Annotated in this window: 21 protein-coding genes and 1 tRNA gene; 12 read left to right on the top strand and 10 right to left on the bottom strand. The window is 58.2% G+C overall.

What is annotated here, in order from left to right:
- Positions 1–133 precede the first annotated feature (133 nt).
- The gene (locus TR36_RS04485) at positions 134–319 is read left to right on the top strand and encodes a hypothetical protein (protein ID WP_045389833.1); all 186 of its coding nucleotides are present in this window, start codon (positions 134–136) and stop codon (positions 317–319) included.
- Positions 320–520: 201 nt separating this feature from the next.
- Here TR36_RS04485 and TR36_RS04480 read toward each other — a convergent pair whose 3' ends face one another.
- The 4 genes from TR36_RS04480 to TR36_RS04465 all read right to left on the bottom strand — a co-directional run bounded on the left by TR36_RS04480 (position 521) and on the right by TR36_RS04465 (position 2,010).
- Positions 521–814, bottom strand: a complete 294-nt coding sequence (locus TR36_RS04480; protein ID WP_045389834.1) for a hypothetical protein — start codon at positions 812–814, stop codon at positions 521–523.
- Positions 811–1,422, bottom strand: coding sequence for an N-acetylmuramidase family protein (locus TR36_RS04475; RefSeq protein ID WP_045389835.1), 612 nt, complete (start codon positions 1,420–1,422; stop codon positions 811–813). The genes TR36_RS04480 and TR36_RS04475 overlap by 4 nt, the downstream gene beginning before the upstream one ends.
- Positions 1,423–1,506: 84 nt before the next feature.
- Positions 1,507–1,833, bottom strand: coding sequence for a hypothetical protein (locus TR36_RS04470; protein WP_045389836.1), 327 nt, complete (start codon positions 1,831–1,833; stop codon positions 1,507–1,509).
- A gap of 101 nt (positions 1,834–1,934) precedes the next feature.
- Positions 1,935–2,010, bottom strand: a tRNA-Thr gene (locus TR36_RS04465).
- Positions 2,011–2,131: 121 nt separating this feature from the next.
- On the opposite strand from TR36_RS04465, the gene TR36_RS04460 reads away from it, so the two are divergent.
- Complete coding sequence (locus TR36_RS04460; protein WP_153010491.1) at positions 2,132–3,007, top strand: hypothetical protein; 876 nt, start codon at positions 2,132–2,134, stop codon at positions 3,005–3,007.
- A gap of 3 nt (positions 3,008–3,010) precedes the next feature.
- On the opposite strand, the gene TR36_RS04455 is transcribed toward TR36_RS04460, so the two are convergent.
- Both TR36_RS04455 and TR36_RS04450 read right to left on the bottom strand, forming a co-directional pair.
- Entirely contained in the window at positions 3,011–3,265 is a 255-nt protein-coding gene (locus TR36_RS04455) for a DUF2312 domain-containing protein (protein ID WP_045389838.1), read from the bottom strand.
- Between the two features lie 9 nt (positions 3,266–3,274).
- The gene (locus TR36_RS04450; protein WP_045389839.1) at positions 3,275–3,868 is read right to left on the bottom strand and encodes a malonic semialdehyde reductase; all 594 of its coding nucleotides are present in this window, start codon (positions 3,866–3,868) and stop codon (positions 3,275–3,277) included.
- An 80-nt stretch (positions 3,869–3,948) separates the two neighbouring features.
- Here TR36_RS04450 and TR36_RS04445 point away from each other — a divergent pair, with 80 nt between their 5' ends.
- Both TR36_RS04445 and TR36_RS04440 read left to right on the top strand, forming a co-directional pair.
- The gene (locus tag TR36_RS04445) at positions 3,949–4,164 is read left to right on the top strand and encodes a hypothetical protein (RefSeq protein WP_045389840.1); all 216 of its coding nucleotides are present in this window, start codon (positions 3,949–3,951) and stop codon (positions 4,162–4,164) included.
- A 57-nt stretch (positions 4,165–4,221) separates the two neighbouring features.
- Positions 4,222–4,650, top strand: coding sequence for a TIGR01244 family sulfur transferase (locus TR36_RS04440; RefSeq protein ID WP_045389842.1), 429 nt, complete (start codon positions 4,222–4,224; stop codon positions 4,648–4,650).
- Here TR36_RS04440 and TR36_RS04435 read toward each other — a convergent pair.
- A complete protein-coding gene (locus TR36_RS04435; protein WP_192841313.1) occupies positions 4,647–5,507 on the bottom strand; it encodes a FliM/FliN family flagellar motor switch protein in 861 nt (286 codons plus the stop codon). The genes TR36_RS04440 and TR36_RS04435 overlap by 4 nt on opposite strands.
- 168 nt (positions 5,508–5,675) lie before the next feature.
- On the opposite strand from TR36_RS04435, the gene TR36_RS04430 reads away from it, so the two are divergent.
- Positions 5,676–7,271, top strand: a complete 1,596-nt coding sequence (locus tag TR36_RS04430) for a glucan biosynthesis protein (protein ID WP_052362572.1) — start codon at positions 5,676–5,678, stop codon at positions 7,269–7,271.
- Positions 7,272–7,290: 19 nt separating this feature from the next.
- Here TR36_RS04430 and TR36_RS04425 read toward each other — a convergent pair whose 3' ends face one another.
- The gene (locus TR36_RS04425) at positions 7,291–8,298 is read right to left on the bottom strand and encodes an LLM class flavin-dependent oxidoreductase (protein ID WP_045389845.1); all 1,008 of its coding nucleotides are present in this window, start codon (positions 8,296–8,298) and stop codon (positions 7,291–7,293) included.
- Between the two features lie 65 nt (positions 8,299–8,363).
- Complete coding sequence (locus TR36_RS04420; RefSeq protein WP_045389848.1) at positions 8,364–8,900, bottom strand: DedA family protein; 537 nt, start codon at positions 8,898–8,900, stop codon at positions 8,364–8,366.
- A 171-nt stretch (positions 8,901–9,071) separates the two neighbouring features.
- Between TR36_RS04420 and accB the strand changes: the two genes are divergently transcribed.
- From accB to TR36_RS04390, 6 genes are all read left to right on the top strand, one after another.
- Positions 9,072–9,557 carry an acetyl-CoA carboxylase biotin carboxyl carrier protein gene (gene accB, locus TR36_RS04415; RefSeq protein WP_045390061.1) on the top strand — a complete coding sequence of 162 codons (486 nt, stop codon included), beginning with the start codon at positions 9,072–9,074 and terminating at the stop codon, positions 9,555–9,557.
- A gap of 7 nt (positions 9,558–9,564) precedes the next feature.
- On the top strand, positions 9,565–10,914 hold the full coding sequence (accC, locus tag TR36_RS04410) for an acetyl-CoA carboxylase biotin carboxylase subunit (protein WP_062762522.1): 1,350 nt from the start codon (positions 9,565–9,567) through the stop codon (positions 10,912–10,914).
- Between the two features lie 286 nt (positions 10,915–11,200).
- Positions 11,201–12,187, top strand: a complete 987-nt coding sequence (locus tag TR36_RS04405; RefSeq protein ID WP_052362573.1) for a tripartite tricarboxylate transporter substrate binding protein — start codon at positions 11,201–11,203, stop codon at positions 12,185–12,187.
- 32 nt (positions 12,188–12,219) lie between these two features.
- On the top strand, positions 12,220–12,666 hold the full coding sequence (locus TR36_RS04400) for a tripartite tricarboxylate transporter TctB family protein (RefSeq protein ID WP_045389852.1): 447 nt from the start codon (positions 12,220–12,222) through the stop codon (positions 12,664–12,666).
- A 1-nt stretch (position 12,667) separates the two neighbouring features.
- Positions 12,668–14,158 (top strand): tripartite tricarboxylate transporter permease, encoded by a 1,491-nt coding sequence (locus TR36_RS04395; RefSeq protein WP_045389853.1) that lies wholly within the window; start codon positions 12,668–12,670, stop codon positions 14,156–14,158.
- A gap of 269 nt (positions 14,159–14,427) precedes the next feature.
- On the top strand, positions 14,428–15,360 hold the full coding sequence (locus tag TR36_RS04390; protein WP_045389855.1) for an MYG1 family protein: 933 nt from the start codon (positions 14,428–14,430) through the stop codon (positions 15,358–15,360).
- 54 nt (positions 15,361–15,414) lie between these two features.
- Here the strand turns inward: TR36_RS04390 and TR36_RS04385 are convergent, their stop codons facing one another.
- Complete coding sequence (locus tag TR36_RS04385; protein WP_045389857.1) at positions 15,415–15,885, bottom strand: Rrf2 family transcriptional regulator; 471 nt, start codon at positions 15,883–15,885, stop codon at positions 15,415–15,417.
- Positions 15,886–15,998: 113 nt separating this feature from the next.
- On the opposite strand from TR36_RS04385, the gene TR36_RS04380 reads away from it, so the two are divergent.
- Positions 15,999–16,472 carry an Lrp/AsnC family transcriptional regulator gene (locus TR36_RS04380; RefSeq protein ID WP_045389858.1) on the top strand — a complete coding sequence of 158 codons (474 nt, stop codon included), beginning with the start codon at positions 15,999–16,001 and terminating at the stop codon, positions 16,470–16,472.
- Positions 16,473–16,475: the final 3 nt, after the last annotated feature.

The raw sequence follows: 16,475 nt of genomic DNA, 5'->3' as shown, positions 1-16,475 counted from the left end.
TGGGGCTGCGTCTTGTGCAAATCCAGAACCTGCAGGATAAAATGGCACATTGCATGGAACCCGCGGATCGCACTGCGCGTTATGCGATTGGTTCTGGGGTGGATTTCCCGGATGATATCAGGAGATTACCGCTATGACTCGCAAAGTCCTTCTTACCATGTCCACTTTGGCATTGGTTGTTTCTGTTGCCGCCTGTGGCAACACACGTGGTCAGCGCGTTGCAACAGGTGCCTTGGGTGGCGCGGTTGCGGGGGAACTTATTGCCGATGAGCCGGTTGCAGGCGCCCTGATCGGTGGCGGTATCGGCGCAGTGAACTGAATTGAAAAAGGCGGGGGTGATAAGCCCCCGCCTTCCTAGTTCTGTATGTCGCTCCATTCGGCGAGTGCTGTGATCTGACCGGCGCATGACCGCAGCGCTGCACGATCCCTGCCCCACAGAAGTTCCACCTCTGACTGCTGCAATGCACGATCCGGCAGTACATAGGGCGTTCTGCACGGCGCCAGCAAACTTGGTGGTGGTTTAACGCTGGTTGAGGCGGCGCACGCTGTCAGCACGCAAAGACAGGGTAGCAGCAGCAGGGTCCGCATTCGCAGCATCCTCCAAAGATTGTGCAAGTATCGCGCGTTCGTTTTCGGCAATCAGGCGAGCCGTCTCTGCCCGGCCTGCACGTTCGGCAGCCATGATCGACTTACGCTGCGCCTCGGCCACAGACAGGGCATATTCCGTCGCAGCCGCGCGGTACCCCATACGCCAGCCCTGCATACCGGCCAGCCCGACACTGCCCAAGACAGCCAACAAAACCCATACCTTCATGCAGGTAGTACCGTATCCGGAATACGGGCCCATTTGGCATAGGCTGCAGCCAGGCGCGTGTGATAGCCATGTGTGGCATATCCGGCTCCGTTATACCCCCGCGCAAATGCGGACCAATCATGACGGCGAAGCTCGTCATCCAGACCTTCGGACTGGATGAAACGAACCATTGCTTCCAGTTGGGCAGCCTCCGAATCCATGAATGCTGCAACCATTGCCTGCACTGTAGGATAGCCTGCCGCCTTGTGGTTGAAGCCCATGATCTGGCACAATCCCCATGATGCCGCCCGCAGCGCAGCACCCGGATCCAGCAACATGGCCATTTGCAAACGCGGGTAACTGTCCTTCGGATAGGGCTTGGTGCCCCAGACGGCATAGGCCAACCCGGCCCGCTCGGCACCGCGCCGTTTGGATTCGGGCAGTTCGCGCCAGAAAACATGCGGCTCGAACAGCATTCGCGGACGGCCAAGCGTATCATATCCCCCGCCTGCCGTTTCGACGTCGATCACGGCGTGCAGCTCATCCTCACCGACGCCGATCAGCGCGCCGATTTCGGGCAGATCGTAATCATCCAGCCGTTGTGCCCGCCCCTGAAAACGTTGTGTCATAGGCTGACTCCCCAGATGACTGCTGTGACGACGAGGGCAAGAACCCAGCTCCGGCTTTCTTCACACAAGAAGCGATAGATCGGCTCAGGCATCCTGCAGCCTCCGCGTCCGGGCCTCGACAACGGCGGCCAGCAAGCGGACACCGGAAATACCCAGTGTTCCCGCGATGAAGGCCGCCATGATCGTGGACTGCGCATCGGTATCCATACCCAGCACCCAAAGCACCATTGGCCATAGGTAGTGACCCGCCAGCGCTCCACCGACAATCGCAAGGCCAGCATCGCGCAGGTGCGTCCGGTCTGTGGTGATCCACCTGGTAAAACCACCAAGCGCGCTGGCAATCAGCATCCGCGTCCCTTCGGCGCCGAACGCACAAAGGGTCAGGCCGCAACCGGCCAACATTCGTTCCATCGCTATCCCTCTCCTTGGATCGGGACAGACTATGCAGCGAAGAAAATTAACGGGGCTGAACACCTGCGCGCGCAGGCTGGTACGTTACAGATTGTGTGATTTGGTGCCCCCAGAGAGACTCGAACTCCCGACCCTCTGATTACAAATCAGACGCTCTACCAGCTGAGCTATAGAGGCACTGCGGGCGATGTACTGTGCCGTGCCGCCCTTGGCAAGAGAAAATTTTCTCAAAGGAAAAACTGTTCACCTGGGGCCCGCAGACAGCTATATCCCACATATGGAAAAGAAAGATTTCAGCATGCGGATCAACATCCATCTGGGCGCGCACTGTACCGACGATGAACGGTTGCTGCGCTGCCTTCGAAACAACGCCGAGATGTTGGATCATTCGGGAACCTGCATTCCTGACCCGGATCTGTACCGCACCCTGCTACGCGATACCGCAGCCGCCCTTCAGGGCAAGCCTGCAAGTCCGGAGACCGAGGAAATGGTCCTGGACCAGATTCTGGACGAGGCCGACATTCCGGATGTCGTCGTTCTGTCGTGGGACAACTTCATGTCCTTTCCGCAGTGGGCATTGCGTGGACGCCTCTACCCTGCTGCGGCGGACCGGGTCCGGGGCCTGATGCAGATCTTTCCCTCCGCCGAGGTGACCTTCTATCTTGCCATCCGCAATCCGGCTACATTCCTGCCCGAGTTGTGCAGTCGGCAACGGCAAAAGACACCTGCCGAGGTCATGAGCGAATGCGATCCCGTCTCCTTGCGCTGGTCCGATACCATCGGCGACGTCGTTGCCCGCAACCCGGGGGTAAACCTTGTCATCTGGGCCGATGAAGATGCGCCGCTGATATGGCCGGAGGTTCTGGCACACGTGGGCGGCATAGATGATGGCAGCACCCTGACCGGTTGGGATGATCTGCTGTCACATCTGATGGAGGATGAGGGAATGCGTCGTCTGCATTCTACCTTGGCAGAGCCGCCACAGCCGGATGTACGGCATCGGCGTGAAATCATCTCGAATCTGCTAGGGGAATTTGTCCGGCCCGAGGCGGTAGAGGTGGAATTCGAAATGCCGGGATGGGATCAGGCGCTGGTCGACCATATGACCGCAACCTATGAGGACGACATGGCCCGCATCGCGGCATTGCCGGGGGTCAGATTCCTGACCCCCTGAGCATTATTGCATACCAAGCGCGGCCTTATACATGTCGATGATCGCCTCTTCCTCGGCGATCTCGTCAGGCTTGCGCTTGCGTAGGGCAATGACTTTTTTCATCACCTTGGTGTCATAGCCGCGGCCCTTTGCTTCGGCCATCAGCTCTTTTTGCTGCTCGGTCACGTCTTTCTTCTCGGACTCGAGCTGCTCGAAGCGCTCAATGAACTGGCGCAGTTCGTCAGCCGTGACGTTGTAGGAATCTAGTGGATCGCTCATGTTCGTCCGTTATAGAATTTGGGAAGTGAAATCGGTGGAATGGCGGGGGCGTTGGGGGCGAAGCGCTGCATCGTCTCCATGGCCAAGGTTCACAAGAATATTCGCTTCCCACTCCGGGTGATCCGGCAGGAAGGCTTCTTCGATCTTATCCTTGTAGAAACCGGTCATCGGGCCGCAATCCAGACCAAGCGCACGGGCGGCCAGAATAAAATATCCCGCCTGCAAGGTGCCGTTCTGAAGCGCGCTATGGCGCGCCATATCGTCATCCTTGCCGTACATCTTGGCAGCATCGAAGCTCGGGGCGGCCTCTTCCATGTGCTTCCAGAAACCGCGATCGAAACACAGGATCGCTGTCGCCGGGGCGGCCATGGTCTTGTCGAGGTTTCCACCCATGACACATGGCCTTAGCCGCTCTTTTGCATCTGGTGAACGAACGAAAATCACCCGCATCGGTTGCTGGTTGAAGGCCGTCGGCCCGGCCGAGGCAAGCTCCATCACTTGCAACAGCAGTTCGTCCGAAACAGGTTCGTCAGTCCATCCGTTGTGGGAACGGGCTGCACGGAAAATCAGGGTCTGATCTTCCGGCGTCAGGGTTTTAGACATACAGGCCTCCCATGCGCCATGCTTGCTTGCTACTGTGCATCGGGTTACGCGCTACGTGACAAAATTGGAAGGGGCTGGACATGGAATGGCTGGTGATCGGCGGCGCCATCGTATGCGTTGCAGGGCTTGGCGGATTGGTAATGTGCATCCTGTCCGCATTGCGTGCACAGCGCGAAGGCCTGACCGGAGACGCCCTGCAAGAGCGTTTTCGCAAGCTGTCCTTGTGGAACAGCAGTGCGCTTGGCATTTGCGCCCTCGGATTGATGGCGGTCATTACAGGACTGATCCTATCCTGAAGGTTGCGACACCCCGACTGCAGAAATACTATATCCCAACCCGAAGTGGAGCTTGCCATGGATATTCGCCCGATAACCCCCGATTACGCCGTATCCCCCCAGATCGACCTGGAAGATCTGGCTGCCCTGCGAGAGGCGGGCTACACCACCGTGATCGACAATCGGCCCGATGCTGAAATTCCACCGCATCTCCACACGGACCCGATGCAGGCCGCGGCCGAAGCTGCCGGGCTGAAATTCGTGGTCAACCCAGTCATTGGCGGCGCGCTGACGCTGGAGAACGTCGAGACGCAGCGCAACGCTATCGAGCAAAGCACCGGTCCGGTTCTGGCCTATTGCGCCTCGGGCAACCGCAGCTCGATCGTCTGGGCGCTGGCCAACGCTGAAACCATCCCTGTCGATGACCTGATCGGTCTGCCCGCACGACATGGATACGACCTGAACCATATTCGGCCGATGATTCAACGTATTCGCGGCGAAAGCTAACCCACGACCTGCAAGGTGGTAGCGGGAATGTCTTCGGCAATGCGGGCCCCGAGGCGGACCGCCCGCATACCGCGATTCTGACCAAGCTGCCCGTGACCAAGGGCGGCTCCGGTTACCCCCTCAAATGTGATATCCCGCTGAACTGCCTGCGGCAGATGCAGGCAGCTACCGACCTCCAGCGCCATGATGGTCGAAAGCGGTACCGTCATCCGGCACAGAACCGCATTCATCAGGGCTTCCGTTTCGAGAACCTGCGCTTCCAGCGCGCGGCCAAAGCGCATGTCATCTGCCGTTGGGGTCTTATGCGCCTTGCGCTGTGCCGGCAGCACCAGATAGGCCTTTCCACCACGTGCCGGGGCTAGGAGAACTTCCGCCTCCAGAACGCGCAGATCCCCCCCGATACGCAAGGCGCGCAAAAACCCCTCATCCAGAGGCGTCTTGCCGATCTTCAAATTCGAGACGAAGGTCTGGTCCGGATCATCTTTCAGTGCCTCATCCGCATATTGCAGCCCAAGCTCCAGCAACTCGGCGACCAGCACGGCATCCAAAGGCGTCGGGATACGCACCGCAGGCGACTTCCCAAGTCGGCCGGTCAGGATAGCCTCGACCAATGTTGCCAGAAGGTCGGGGCAAAGCATGATCGCCCCGGTCCCCTCGCCCCCCTCAACCGTCAGGATCAGGGTGTTTTCAGGAACAGAAATCCCGCCCTCGCCCATCAGCATACGTTCCGCTGTCATTTGGGCAACAGACGCTTCAAGCTGTGTCGTGTCGCGCATTGCCCTTATGAAGGCAGATGGCCATGCACGATCGATTCCGCCACGCTCCCGTTGGCTCGCCTCCAGTTTGCGTCGTAGCATCCCAGCACCCCCTGACATCTATGATCCGACGGGTACGTCAAACTCCCTAACATCGGGTTATCATGGACAGGATAGGCGGATTTCCGTTGGAATCACCAAAGTGACTTGATTTGCCCTACGGCTCCGCGCACTGATCTTCGGGACAATATGTAATTCAAGAGGTTTGCTTTGTCCGCCTGCTCGCTCCGGCTTCTGACTGCAACAGCAATATCGCTCGCACTTGCCTCCCCCATGGCACAGGCACAAACCACGGCCACGCCCGCAGCCCAATCCCAAAGCACGGAACGTTTCGGGCCTGCGGCATCGTTCAGCTTCGACCAGCTGGCAGAACGTGCCCGCGATATGGCGACCCGCCCTTATGAGGAAGCGCCTGTCCGCCACCCGGACATTCTGGACCAGATCGACTTCACCGCGCATTGGCAGATCCTTTTCGACAATAACAAGACTGTGGATGTAGGCGATGCTCCGGTGCAGTTCTTCCATCCCGGAACCTATTTCCGCCAGCCGGTAAAGATGTTCGAGGTCGAAAGCGGCCAGGCGCGCGAGATCCTTTATCATCGTGATTACTTCAAGATTCCCGATGACAGCCCGGCCATGCAATTGGGCGATGACATGGGGTTTGCCGGATTCCGTGTGATGCGGCCCGATTTGAAAACCGACTGGATTTCGTTTCTGGGCGGCGCCTATTTCCGGACGGACGGATTTGCGCGGCAATACGGCATGTCCGCACGCGGGCTGGCAATCGATACCGGCATGGATCAGCCCGAGGAATTCCCCCGCTTTACCGAATTCTATCTAGAAGGTGGCGATGACACAGGGGCAGACCTGATTGTGACTGCCTTGATGGACAGCCCCAGTGTCGCTGGTGTCTACCGGATGAAAATATCGAACCAAAACGGGCTTGGTCAGGTGATGGATGTGCAAAGCCGCCTGTTCTTCCGGAATTCGGTTGACCGGTTGGGTGTGGCACCGCTCACATCGATGTTCTGGTTTTCTGAAACCAACCGTTTTGCCGCTGCGGACTGGCGCCCGGAAGTGCATGATTCGGATGGCCTGATGATGGTTACGGGAACCGGAGAGCAGATCTGGCGCCCGCTCATGAATCCTGACCGCGTTAAAACCTCCAGCTTCAGTGACGACAACCCCAAGGGGTTCGGCCTGATGCAGCGTGACCGGAACTTTGAAAACTATCAGGATGACGGCATCTTCTACGATCGCCGCGCCTCTGTCTGGATCGAACCGACATCGAATTGGGGCAAAGGCGCGGTGACCCTGGTAGAACTGCCGACCAACGATGAGGTTTTTGACAACATCGTTGCATTCTGGAACCCGGCCCAGAAGCCCGCACCCGGGCAGGAAATGGACTTCAACTATACGATGCATTGGGGTGAGGATGCGCCGTTGCGGGAAACCGTGGCCCGCACCAGTGCTACGCGCATCGGTGAAGGTGGATACCCCGGCAATCCACGCCCTGCCGATCAGGTGAAGATGCAGATCGAATTCACCGGCGACATTCTCAAGGGGCTGTCACGCGATGATATCAGTTTCAAGATCGATACCCCGGATGATGTCGAACTTCTTGATGAAGGCGTCGTACCGGTGGTAGGCAAGGATGGCACGGTCCGGCTAACGTTCGATGTCAAGAGCACCCTCGACAATGTTGATTTAAGGGTCTTTTTGGCGTCCAAGAACGGGACGCCCCTGACCGAGACATGGATCGGACAGATAAACCCCGCCCAGATCGCCTATCTTCGCCAGAAATAGGTTTGGGGGGCTTTGCCCCCTAAGCCGCCTTTGCCGGACGGGCCAGATCAGACAGGATATCCGCAGCCAAGGCAAAGCTGTGTTTACGCGCGCCATGATCATGGATCATGCTGGTCACAAGCAATTCGTCAGGGGCATATGCCTCCAGCAATATCTCAAGCTGGCTACGAACAGTAGCCGGCGATCCGCAGGCGGAAATCATCAGTGCTTCCTCGGCACTTTCCAGATAAGGGCGCGGAACGACCTCGGCCACATCCGGCACCGGTCGCGGCAGGCGCCCCGGGCGGCCCGAACGCAGGTTTGCAAAGGCCTGAAGCTGCGAGGATTTGAGGAACGTCGCCTGTTCATCCGTATCCGCGGCAAAGACACCGGCGGCCATCATGAAATACGGTTTGTCCAGAAAACGTGACGGCTGGAAGGTGCTGCGGTAGGCATGGGCAGCAGCCTCCAGCGCCGCCGGGGCGAAATGTGATGCGAATGCATAAGGCAGCCCCAGATAGGCCGCCAGTTGCGCCCCGAACAGGCTGGAACCCAATATCCAGACCGGTACCTTGGTACCCACACCGGGAACGGCAACGATCTTTGCATCCAACTGCGGGTCATCAAGGTAATTGATCAGTTCCACCACGTCCTGGGGGAAGGTATCGCCTGCGTCCATATTCCGCCGCAATGCCCGCGCCGTGCCTATGTCCGTTCCTGGCGCGCGCCCCAATCCGAGGTCAATCCGCCCCGGAAACAGCGTTCCAAGGGTACCGAACTGCTCGGCGATGATCAAAGGCGCGTGATTGGGAAGCATGATACCCCCCGCGCCGACGCGTATTCTGGAGGTATGGGCTGCGACATGCCCGATCACGACCGAGGTGGCGGCAGATGCGATTCCTGCCATGTTGTGATGTTCAGCCAACCAGAAACGGTGGTACCCCAGCGTTTCGGCGTGCTGCGCAAGGTCCACGGTTTGCGCCAGCGCTTCGGCGGTCGTGGACCCCTCCGGCACAGGCGACAGATCCAGAATTGAAAACTTCTGCATGGCAGACCCCTTTTTCTTTGCCCGGATATAAGCAACCGATCGTTCGGTTAAAGGGGTGGGAAGATCTAGCTGGTCAAAAGCTGCCAGAGCCACGCCACGACGTTCCCGCCGATTTCACCGGATTTCGGGATGACAAAGGCCCATGCCAAGGCACCGATAATATCCCAGCCGATGAACCTGTGGAACGGCATTCTGGTAATGCCGGCAATCAGGAAAACCACAGCGCGCAAAGGGCCGAAGAAATGCCCGATCAGCAATGCAGCCCCGCCCCAGCGTGCAAAGGCATGGCTTCCGCGCGCGGCCAGGCCGGGGTCCTTGGACATCGGCCATTGCCGCAGCACCCATTCGCCGTAGCGGTGCCCGGCCCACCAGCTGGCACAGGATCCGATGACCGCACCGATCGACGCTCCGAGCCAGATCGGGAACAGATCCACCCCGCCCGTCGCCACCAAAGCCCCCACACCGACCAGAATGGCGGTCGACGGAATAAGGATCGAGATGATGGGTGTCGTTTCCGCCATCGCAAAGAACATGGCGATCCAGAAAGCCCATTCACGATGCGCTTCTACAAATGCGATAACGCTGTCGATCAGGTTGCTCACGGGAACTCCGCCATTTATTGGGCTGGATCTGACCTAAACCCCGCAAGGGCGGCTGACAAGCATGGGATTTGGACGCTTTCCCTCAAGGATATGGTCGCGTATAACGCTGCACAATCGTGCGCGCAGCGCATCTTCTGCAACAAGGCCGAACGGCCGGATCCCGAGGACGGTATGAGCAAGCAATCCACAGAAACAGACGTCGCCTTCATTCAGGCGCTTGCCGAACTGCTTAACGCCAACAGCCTGACAGAACTTTCGGTCAAGCGGGAATATGGCGAAGACGACAGCCTGGATGTGCGCGTCGTGAAGCAAGCCAATATTGTGACCAGCACCGTTGCAGCAGCACCTGCCCCTGCGGCCCTGCCCGCCCCGGCCGCCCCTGCTGCAGCCCCGGCCGCCGATATTCAGGACCCGGCACAGCATCCGGGCGCAGTCAGCTCTCCCATGGTCGGCACGGCATATATTGCCGCCGAGCCGGGCGCTGCCCCCTTCGTGTCCGTCGGCGCAACCGTAACCGAGGGTCAGACCCTGCTGATCATCGAAGCGATGAAAACCATGAACCATATTCCGGCACCGCGTTCGGGCACCGTCAAACGTGTCTTCGTTTCGGACGGCACACCGGTTGAATTTGGCGCGCCCCTGATGATCGTGGAGTGAGGGCAGGATGTTTTCCAAAATCCTGATCGCCAACCGTGGCGAAATTGCGCTGCGCGTCATCCGCGCCTGTCGCGAAATGGGCATCACATCGGTGGCGGTGCATTCCACTGCCGATAGCGATGCGATGCACGTCCGCATGGCCGACGAATCCGTCTGCATCGGTCCGGCGTCCTCCACCGAAAGCTACCTGAAGAAATCGGCAATCATTTCGGCGTGCGAAATCTCGGGGGCGGATGCAGTCCACCCCGGTTACGGTTTCCTGTCGGAAAACGAAGGTTTTGCACAGGCGCTTGCCGACCATGGCATTACCTTTATCGGTCCGACCGCCGAGCATATCCGCGTGATGGGCGACAAGATCACTGCCAAGGAAACCGTAAAGGCTCTGGGCATTCCGGTTGTCCCCGGTTCCGACGGCGGCGTTCCCGATTATGAAACCGCTTTGGAAGTTGCCAAGAATATCGGCTTTCCGGTCATCATCAAGGCAACCGCCGGTGGTGGTGGTCGCGGGATGAAAGTGGCCAAAGACGCCGAAAGCCTTGAGGTTGCATTCCGCACCGCGCGGTCCGAGGCAAAGGCCGCTTTCGGAAACGACGAAGTCTACATCGAGAAATACCTGCAGAAGCCACGTCATATCGAGGTGCAGGTATTTGGCGACGGCAAGGGCAATGCCGTTCACCTTGGCGAGCGGGATTGCTCGTTGCAGCGCCGCCACCAGAAAGTCTTTGAAGAGGCACCGGGCCCCTGTATCACGCCCGAACTTCGTACCGAAATCGGCGCGATCTGTGCCAACGCTGTATCGCGGATCAACTACACCGGCGCCGGTACGGTTGAATTCCTGTACGAGGACAACAACTTCTACTTCATCGAGATGAACACCCGCCTGCAGGTGGAACATCCGGTGACCGAGGCAATCTACGGTGTGGATCTTGTTCGCGAACAGATCCGTGTCGCCGCAGGATTGCCGCTGTCCTTCACGCAAGAAGATCTGAAGATCAATGGCCACGCCATTGAGGTTCGCATCAACGCCGAGAAAGTTCCGAACTTCTCGCCTTGCCCCGGACGCGTCACTGTCTACCACGCACCGGGCGGTCTTGGTGTCCGGATGGATTCGGCTCTCTACAGCGGCTATTCCATCCCTCCCTATTACGACAGCCTCATCGGTAAGCTGATCGTACATGGCCGTGATCGGGATGAAGCCTTGGCGCGGCTGAACCGGGCATTGGGTGAGCTGATCGTGGACGGTATCGATACGACTGTCCCACTGTTCCACGCCCTGCTGGAAAACCCGGACATCCAATCGGGGGATTACAACATCCACTGGCTGGAAAAATGGCTTGAACAGTCGTTCGGCAAATAATCATCCGCGATGCCGGAATGCATGTTCCGGCATCGCCATTCGAAAAATATCTGACAGGGTGCAATGATCCCCGCAGATATGGTTGCATTTGTCTGCCATCATGCCTGCGGTGTGATGGCAGTAAACGCGTGCTATCATTAAAATACAAAATTCCCTTATATCCAGATCCAAACATTCAATGAATGCCGCTTTTGCGACATTAACTGTCGCATAAGCATTGACGGCGCGGTTACAAAAGTTGAACAAGCATCGTGCTTTATGGCCGGATTTGCGGAGGGGTATTGTCATGTTCGATCACATCAACCGTCGTGGCGTAGCAATCGCTACTGTCATGGCAGCATCATTGCTATCAACCACCGCAATGGCTGCGGATTGGCCGACAGCCCCGTTGCACGTGTTTGTCGGCTTTCCGGCTGGATCGTCTCCGGACACCATCGCGCGACTGGTTGCCAATCCCCTTTCCAAAGCTTTGGGCCAACCGGTGATCGTGGAAAACAAACCCGGTGCTGGCGGCGTCATTGCCATACAACAGATGCTGGCCGGTGGCGCCGACGATTACAGCTTCGGCATCAATATCAACGGTCCGCTAACCACTGCCCCGCGCCTGATTTCCGATCTCGGATATGATCCTGCAACGGATATTGCGCCTATCGGCCTGATCGCGACAAGCCCGCTGGTTCTTGCCGTGGGAAGTGACTTCCCTGCGGATACCCTGTCCGAATTCGTCGATCTTGGCAAAGCCGATCCGGGGGCCATCAGCTATGGCTCGGTCGGTGAAGGATCCGGTGCCCATCTGACAGCAGAACTGTTCGCAGATGCGGCCGGTATCGAATTGTTCCATATCCCGTTCCAAAGCTATGCCGAGGTCACGACCTCCATTCTGGCCAAGGATATCGACAGCGGTTTCATGGCCCCGTCCGCTGCCTTGCCGCAGGTTCAGGCCGGAGCAATGAAAATGCTTGGCATCACGTCGCTTCAGCCATTCCCGCAGGTTCCTGATGTGCCGGTCATGGCAGGTCAGGCAGGGCTTCCGGATGATTTTCGGGCCGAGCTGTGGAATGCCTTCATCGCCCCGGCAGGCACCGATCCCGAAATCATCACGCGCCTAAATGCCGAATTGAATACCATTCTCGCCCGCCCGGAAACCCAGGAAAAACTTCTGTCAATCGGTTGGGAGGCCCATGCCGGAACGCCAGAAGAGCTTGCCGACCGGATTGTTCAGGATACCGCCATGTGGGGCGCGGTCATCGACAAAACCGCCTCCAACAACTGAGCCTTGCCGGAATAAAGACAAAGAGACGCCCTATGCAACGTGACTATCAGGACATTGTCTGGGGCGGCCTCATTGCGCTGCTGGGTGCGGGGATCGCGGGCTATGCAGCTCAGCATTACGACTTCGGCAGCCTGCGCCGCATGGGACCCGGATTTTTTCCGGTAATTCTGGGCGGCGTCCTTGCTTGTCTGGGGGTTGCGATCGCCCTGCCGGCATTTGGCAGAAAAGGTGCGCTGCCAATGTTCGCGTGGCGCGAAACGCTCGGCGTCATAGGCTCGGTGATCCTGTTCGGTGTTCTGCTCAACCCTGTCGGCCTGATACTGACCACGGCCATTTCCGTATCTGTCGCGACATCCATTGCACCCCGCCGCGGACTGCTGTGGCGCGCGCTGCTGGTCGTCGCTGTCACCGTACTGACATGGGGGCTGTTCGTGTTCGGGCTGAACATGCCCCTTCCTGTCTGGCCATGGAGCAATTGAAATGACCACTCTGGACGGATTGGCCCACGGCCTGACGGTTGCCCTCGCACCTTCGGTTCTTGTCTACAGCCTGCTTGGCGCGCTTTTGGGGACATTGGTCGGCGTATTGCCCGGCATCGGGGCCATGGCCGCCATCACCCTGCTGCTGCCCATCACCTATTACATCTCGCCCGAGGCCGCTTTGGCCATGCTGGCCGCTGTCTATTACGGCGCACAATATGGCGGATCGGTTGCATCCATCCTGTTGCGCCTGCCCGGAACGCCGCAATCCGCCGTTACCACGCTGGACGGATATCCGCTTGCACAACAAGGCCGTGCGGGTGTTGCACTGTTCACCGCGATGATCTCGTCCTTTGCAGGCTCCATGCTCGGCATTGTCATCCTCATCGCCCTTGCGGGCTGGTTGGCCCAACTTGCAACACGGTTCGGGGCCGCGGAATATGCAGTCATGATGATCATGGGCTTGGTCGCCGCCTCGACCATCGGCTCCGGCAAGATCGCGAAAAGCCTCTCCATGGTGGTTGCAGGCGTTATCCTTGGCTGTGTCGGCACCGATGTAAACTCCGGCGTTCAGCGTTTCACATTCGGACAGGTAGAGCTTCTGGACGGCGTCAATCTAGTTGCCTTGGCGATGGGCCTGTTCGGTCTGGCCGAGGTGATCGGTAATATCCGCAAGGCCGAGGTTCAGGGGCCACCCGCCGGTGTGGCACTGCGACAGCTTATTCCCACCCGGGATGACGTACGCCGTCTGTTTGCCCCAATTTCACGCGGAACCCTGCTTGGCGGTTTCTTCGGCGCCCTGCCCGGCACCGGATCGACCATTTCCTCGTTCCTCAGCTATGCGCTAGAGCGGCGGGTTTCCCGCACGCCGGAACGGTTCGGAAACGGGGCCATCGAAGGAATTGCGGGGCCCGAATCTGCCAATAACTCGGCTTCGATCACCGCCTTTGTTCCCACGCTTACCCTGGGCATTCCCGGTGATCCGATCATGGCACTGATGCTGGGTGCGCTGGTCATTCACGGTATTCAACCCGGACCGATGATGCTGGAGGCGAACCCCGATATGTTCTGGGGTCTGGTCGTCAGCTTCGGTATCGGAAACCTTTTCCTGCTGCTTTTGAACCTGCCCCTGATCGGGATCTGGGTATCGATGCTTCGCATTCCTTTCCGCTGGCTCTATCCCGCCATCATCATTTTTGTCTGTCTGGGTGTCTATTCGGTACGGGGCTCCACCTTCGATATCATCATGGTCGCAGGCATTGGCGTAATCGGCTATGCTTTGGCAGTGGCCTCGTTCAGTCCGGCGCTTCTGCTTCTCGGTTTCGTCCTCGGGCCCCTGATCGAGACCAATTTGCGGCGCGCCCTGCTTATTTCCCGCGGCGATGCGATGACATTTCTGGAACGACCGATTGCCTGCGGCTTTGTCATCGTAACTGTTCTGCTGCTGCTGTTTCCGCTGATCAAGAAACTGCGCAGCTTGCAGACCCGATGATCCATAGCCTTATATAGCATAATCGCGGGTTATTAGGGCATTGCGAGATTGGTCACTGCATGGTGTAACCGATGTGGCCGAAATATCTGTTACGCAACGCAATCTTGTTAACCTCGCATTAATCATCGACAAATTTGCGGTGCCATGTACGTTCTGCACTTATCACCTTCGGTGATGATCCCGGCAGTTGTACATCACGCAGGAATTATCCCGATTCCAGATTTGCGGTCACCCTGACGGCAATCCACGTTTAACTAAGGAAATTACATTTGACCGTCGCTTATCTTGTTACGCATTCCGGTGGTTTTCATGCTGATGAGCTTATGTCCTCGGTCATACTTACGCGCCTGTTTCCCGATGCCCGAATCGTCCGCACCCGAGATAACGACTGGATTACCCCTGCTGCAGACCGGATCATCTATGACGTCGGTCGTGACTATAATGCACAGAAGCGTATTTTCGACCACCACCAGCCCAACCCACCGATGCGGGACGACGGTCGCCCGCTCAGCTCTTTCGGTCTGATCTGGCGTGAATTCGGGCGTGATTACCTACGGGCCTTTGATCTGCCAGAGGCGCATATCGATCATATACATGCCAGCTTCGATACAAGCATCGTCCTTCCGGTTGACCTAGTCGACAACGGTGCGCTCAGCCCGTCCATCGCGAACGAACTGACGGAGTTGACCCTTCCCGTTCTTCTGGAAAGCCTGAAGCCGGTTTTCGATAATGATTCCGCCGAAGCCGAGGATCAGGCATTTGCCAACGCCCTTGGTATTGCCCGCACCTTCGCCGAAGCGTTCGTTGCACGCAGAGCGGCCAAACTGCGCGCGGAAGCTGTCGTGATGAAGGCGATCGAAGATGCCGGGACCGGCCGTGTTCTGGAGCTGCCCTCGGGCATGCCCTTCCGCTCGGCGGTCGTCCGGGCCGGCGCGGATCAGCTTTGGTACGTCATTTCACCGCGCGACACCGATTGGGTGCTGACAGGAATCCGCCGTGACGAAGACGGATTTGCCTTGCGCGCCGATCTTCCGGCCGCATGGGCGGGCCTGACGGATGAAGCACTGGAAGAAGCATCCGGTGTATCAGGCGCCAAATTCTGCCATAACGCCCGTTTCATTGCGGTGGCCGCAACACGCGATGCAATTTTGCGGATGGCCGAAATTGCCGTGGCCGAGGCTGAAAATTTCGGGGTGCAATAACCCTGCTACAATGCAGGTGCGCCCGTCGAATGGAACGGGCGTACCGCAGACAGGTCAGATCTGCTGCACATCCGGCATGGGGGCCGACAGCCGGTCGATCATATCAACGCCGCCTGTCAGATCAGCCAGCGTCAGTGATTCGATCAGCAGCAGATACGACCAGTAAACCTGACCGAACATCTTGCGGATACGACAGGCCTCTTCATCAACGCAATCCTCGCATCGCTGATAGGCACTGCGCGAAAGGCAGGGCAAAGGGGCAATAGGCCCGTCCAGATGGCGCAGCAATTCCCCGATCGAGACATCACCCGGCTGCTTGATGAACATATACCCGCCAGACCGCCCCCGGCGGCTCCGGATCAGGCCGATATTCCGCAGATCAATCAGAATATGCTCCAGAAACCGCTTGGGCGCACCGGACCGTTTGGACACCTCTTCGATGGTCAGCGCCGGTTGGTCGGTACTTGCCGCATCAGCAAGAATCATAAGCGCCTTGAGGGCGTATTTGGTGCGTTGAGAGATCATTGCCAGACGCTATCTGCCACCACCGCAAAACGCAAATATTTCTATACACGATAAATATGATAGACATTTAGTTTTATTGTGGCACTGTATCAGGGAACGACAGGAGCCATGACATGCAAACCCTCGACCTGATTGATCGCAAAATCCTTGCGGAGCTAATGGCCGATGCAACCGTGCCGATCGCTCGCCTCGCCCATCGGGTGGGATTGTCCCAGACGCCCTGCTGGAAACGGGTTCAGAAATTACAGGCGCAGGGCATCATCCGTGGCCGTGTGGCAATCGTGGATGAAGCGCGCCTCGGCCTGTCACTGACGGCCTTTGTCGGGATCGAATCCGGTGAACATACGCCCCTGTGGCGCGACACCTTCATGGAGGCGCTGACTACCTTTCCGCAGGTCATGGAGGTGCATCGCATAGCAGGCGATCTGGATTATCTGCTGCGCGTCGTTCTTCCGGATATGTCGGCCTATGACACATTCTACAGGGCGTTGACGGACCGTGTGCATATCAAACGGCTTACCAGCCAGTTCGTTGTGGAACGGATGAAGGCTGAAACCGTATTGCCCGTGAATACCACCACCCATTGAAGC

The organism is Falsirhodobacter sp. alg1 (assembly GCF_000739715.2).
In the GTDB taxonomy this organism is placed as follows: Bacteria; Pseudomonadota; Alphaproteobacteria; order Rhodobacterales; family Rhodobacteraceae; genus Falsirhodobacter.
This window is presented reverse-complemented; position numbering and strand designations above follow the sequence as displayed.

What these genes read in the sequence shown, in the direction of transcription:
- TR36_RS04485 (WP_045389833.1), top strand. Translation starts at nt 134, where the DNA reads ATGACTCGCAAAGTCCTTCTTACCATGTCCACTTTGGCATTGGTTGTT.
- TR36_RS04480 (WP_045389834.1), bottom strand. Translation starts at nt 814, where the DNA reads ATGAAGGTATGGGTTTTGTTGGCTGTCTTGGGCAGTGTCGGGCTGGCC.
- TR36_RS04475 (WP_045389835.1), bottom strand. Translation starts at nt 1,422, where the DNA reads ATGACACAACGTTTTCAGGGGCGGGCACAACGGCTGGATGATTACGAT.
- TR36_RS04470 (WP_045389836.1), bottom strand. Translation starts at nt 1,833, where the DNA reads ATGGAACGAATGTTGGCCGGTTGCGGCCTGACCCTTTGTGCGTTCGGC.
- TR36_RS04460 (WP_153010491.1), top strand. Translation starts at nt 2,132, where the DNA reads ATGCGGATCAACATCCATCTGGGCGCGCACTGTACCGACGATGAACGG.
- TR36_RS04455 (WP_045389838.1), bottom strand. Translation starts at nt 3,265, where the DNA reads ATGAGCGATCCACTAGATTCCTACAACGTCACGGCTGACGAACTGCGC.
- TR36_RS04450 (WP_045389839.1), bottom strand. Translation starts at nt 3,868, where the DNA reads ATGTCTAAAACCCTGACGCCGGAAGATCAGACCCTGATTTTCCGTGCA.
- TR36_RS04445 (WP_045389840.1), top strand. Translation starts at nt 3,949, where the DNA reads ATGGAATGGCTGGTGATCGGCGGCGCCATCGTATGCGTTGCAGGGCTT.
- TR36_RS04440 (WP_045389842.1), top strand. Translation starts at nt 4,222, where the DNA reads ATGGATATTCGCCCGATAACCCCCGATTACGCCGTATCCCCCCAGATC.
- TR36_RS04435 (WP_192841313.1), bottom strand. Translation starts at nt 5,507, where the DNA reads ATGCTACGACGCAAACTGGAGGCGAGCCAACGGGAGCGTGGCGGAATC.
- TR36_RS04425 (WP_045389845.1), bottom strand. Translation starts at nt 8,298, where the DNA reads ATGCAGAAGTTTTCAATTCTGGATCTGTCGCCTGTGCCGGAGGGGTCC.
- accB (WP_045390061.1), top strand. Translation starts at nt 9,072, where the DNA reads ATGAGCAAGCAATCCACAGAAACAGACGTCGCCTTCATTCAGGCGCTT.
- accC (WP_062762522.1), top strand. Translation starts at nt 9,565, where the DNA reads ATGTTTTCCAAAATCCTGATCGCCAACCGTGGCGAAATTGCGCTGCGC.
- TR36_RS04405 (WP_052362573.1), top strand. Translation starts at nt 11,201, where the DNA reads ATGTTCGATCACATCAACCGTCGTGGCGTAGCAATCGCTACTGTCATG.
- TR36_RS04400 (WP_045389852.1), top strand. Translation starts at nt 12,220, where the DNA reads ATGCAACGTGACTATCAGGACATTGTCTGGGGCGGCCTCATTGCGCTG.
- TR36_RS04395 (WP_045389853.1), top strand. Translation starts at nt 12,668, where the DNA reads ATGACCACTCTGGACGGATTGGCCCACGGCCTGACGGTTGCCCTCGCA.
- TR36_RS04385 (WP_045389857.1), bottom strand. Translation starts at nt 15,885, where the DNA reads ATGATCTCTCAACGCACCAAATACGCCCTCAAGGCGCTTATGATTCTT.
- TR36_RS04380 (WP_045389858.1), top strand. Translation starts at nt 15,999, where the DNA reads ATGCAAACCCTCGACCTGATTGATCGCAAAATCCTTGCGGAGCTAATG.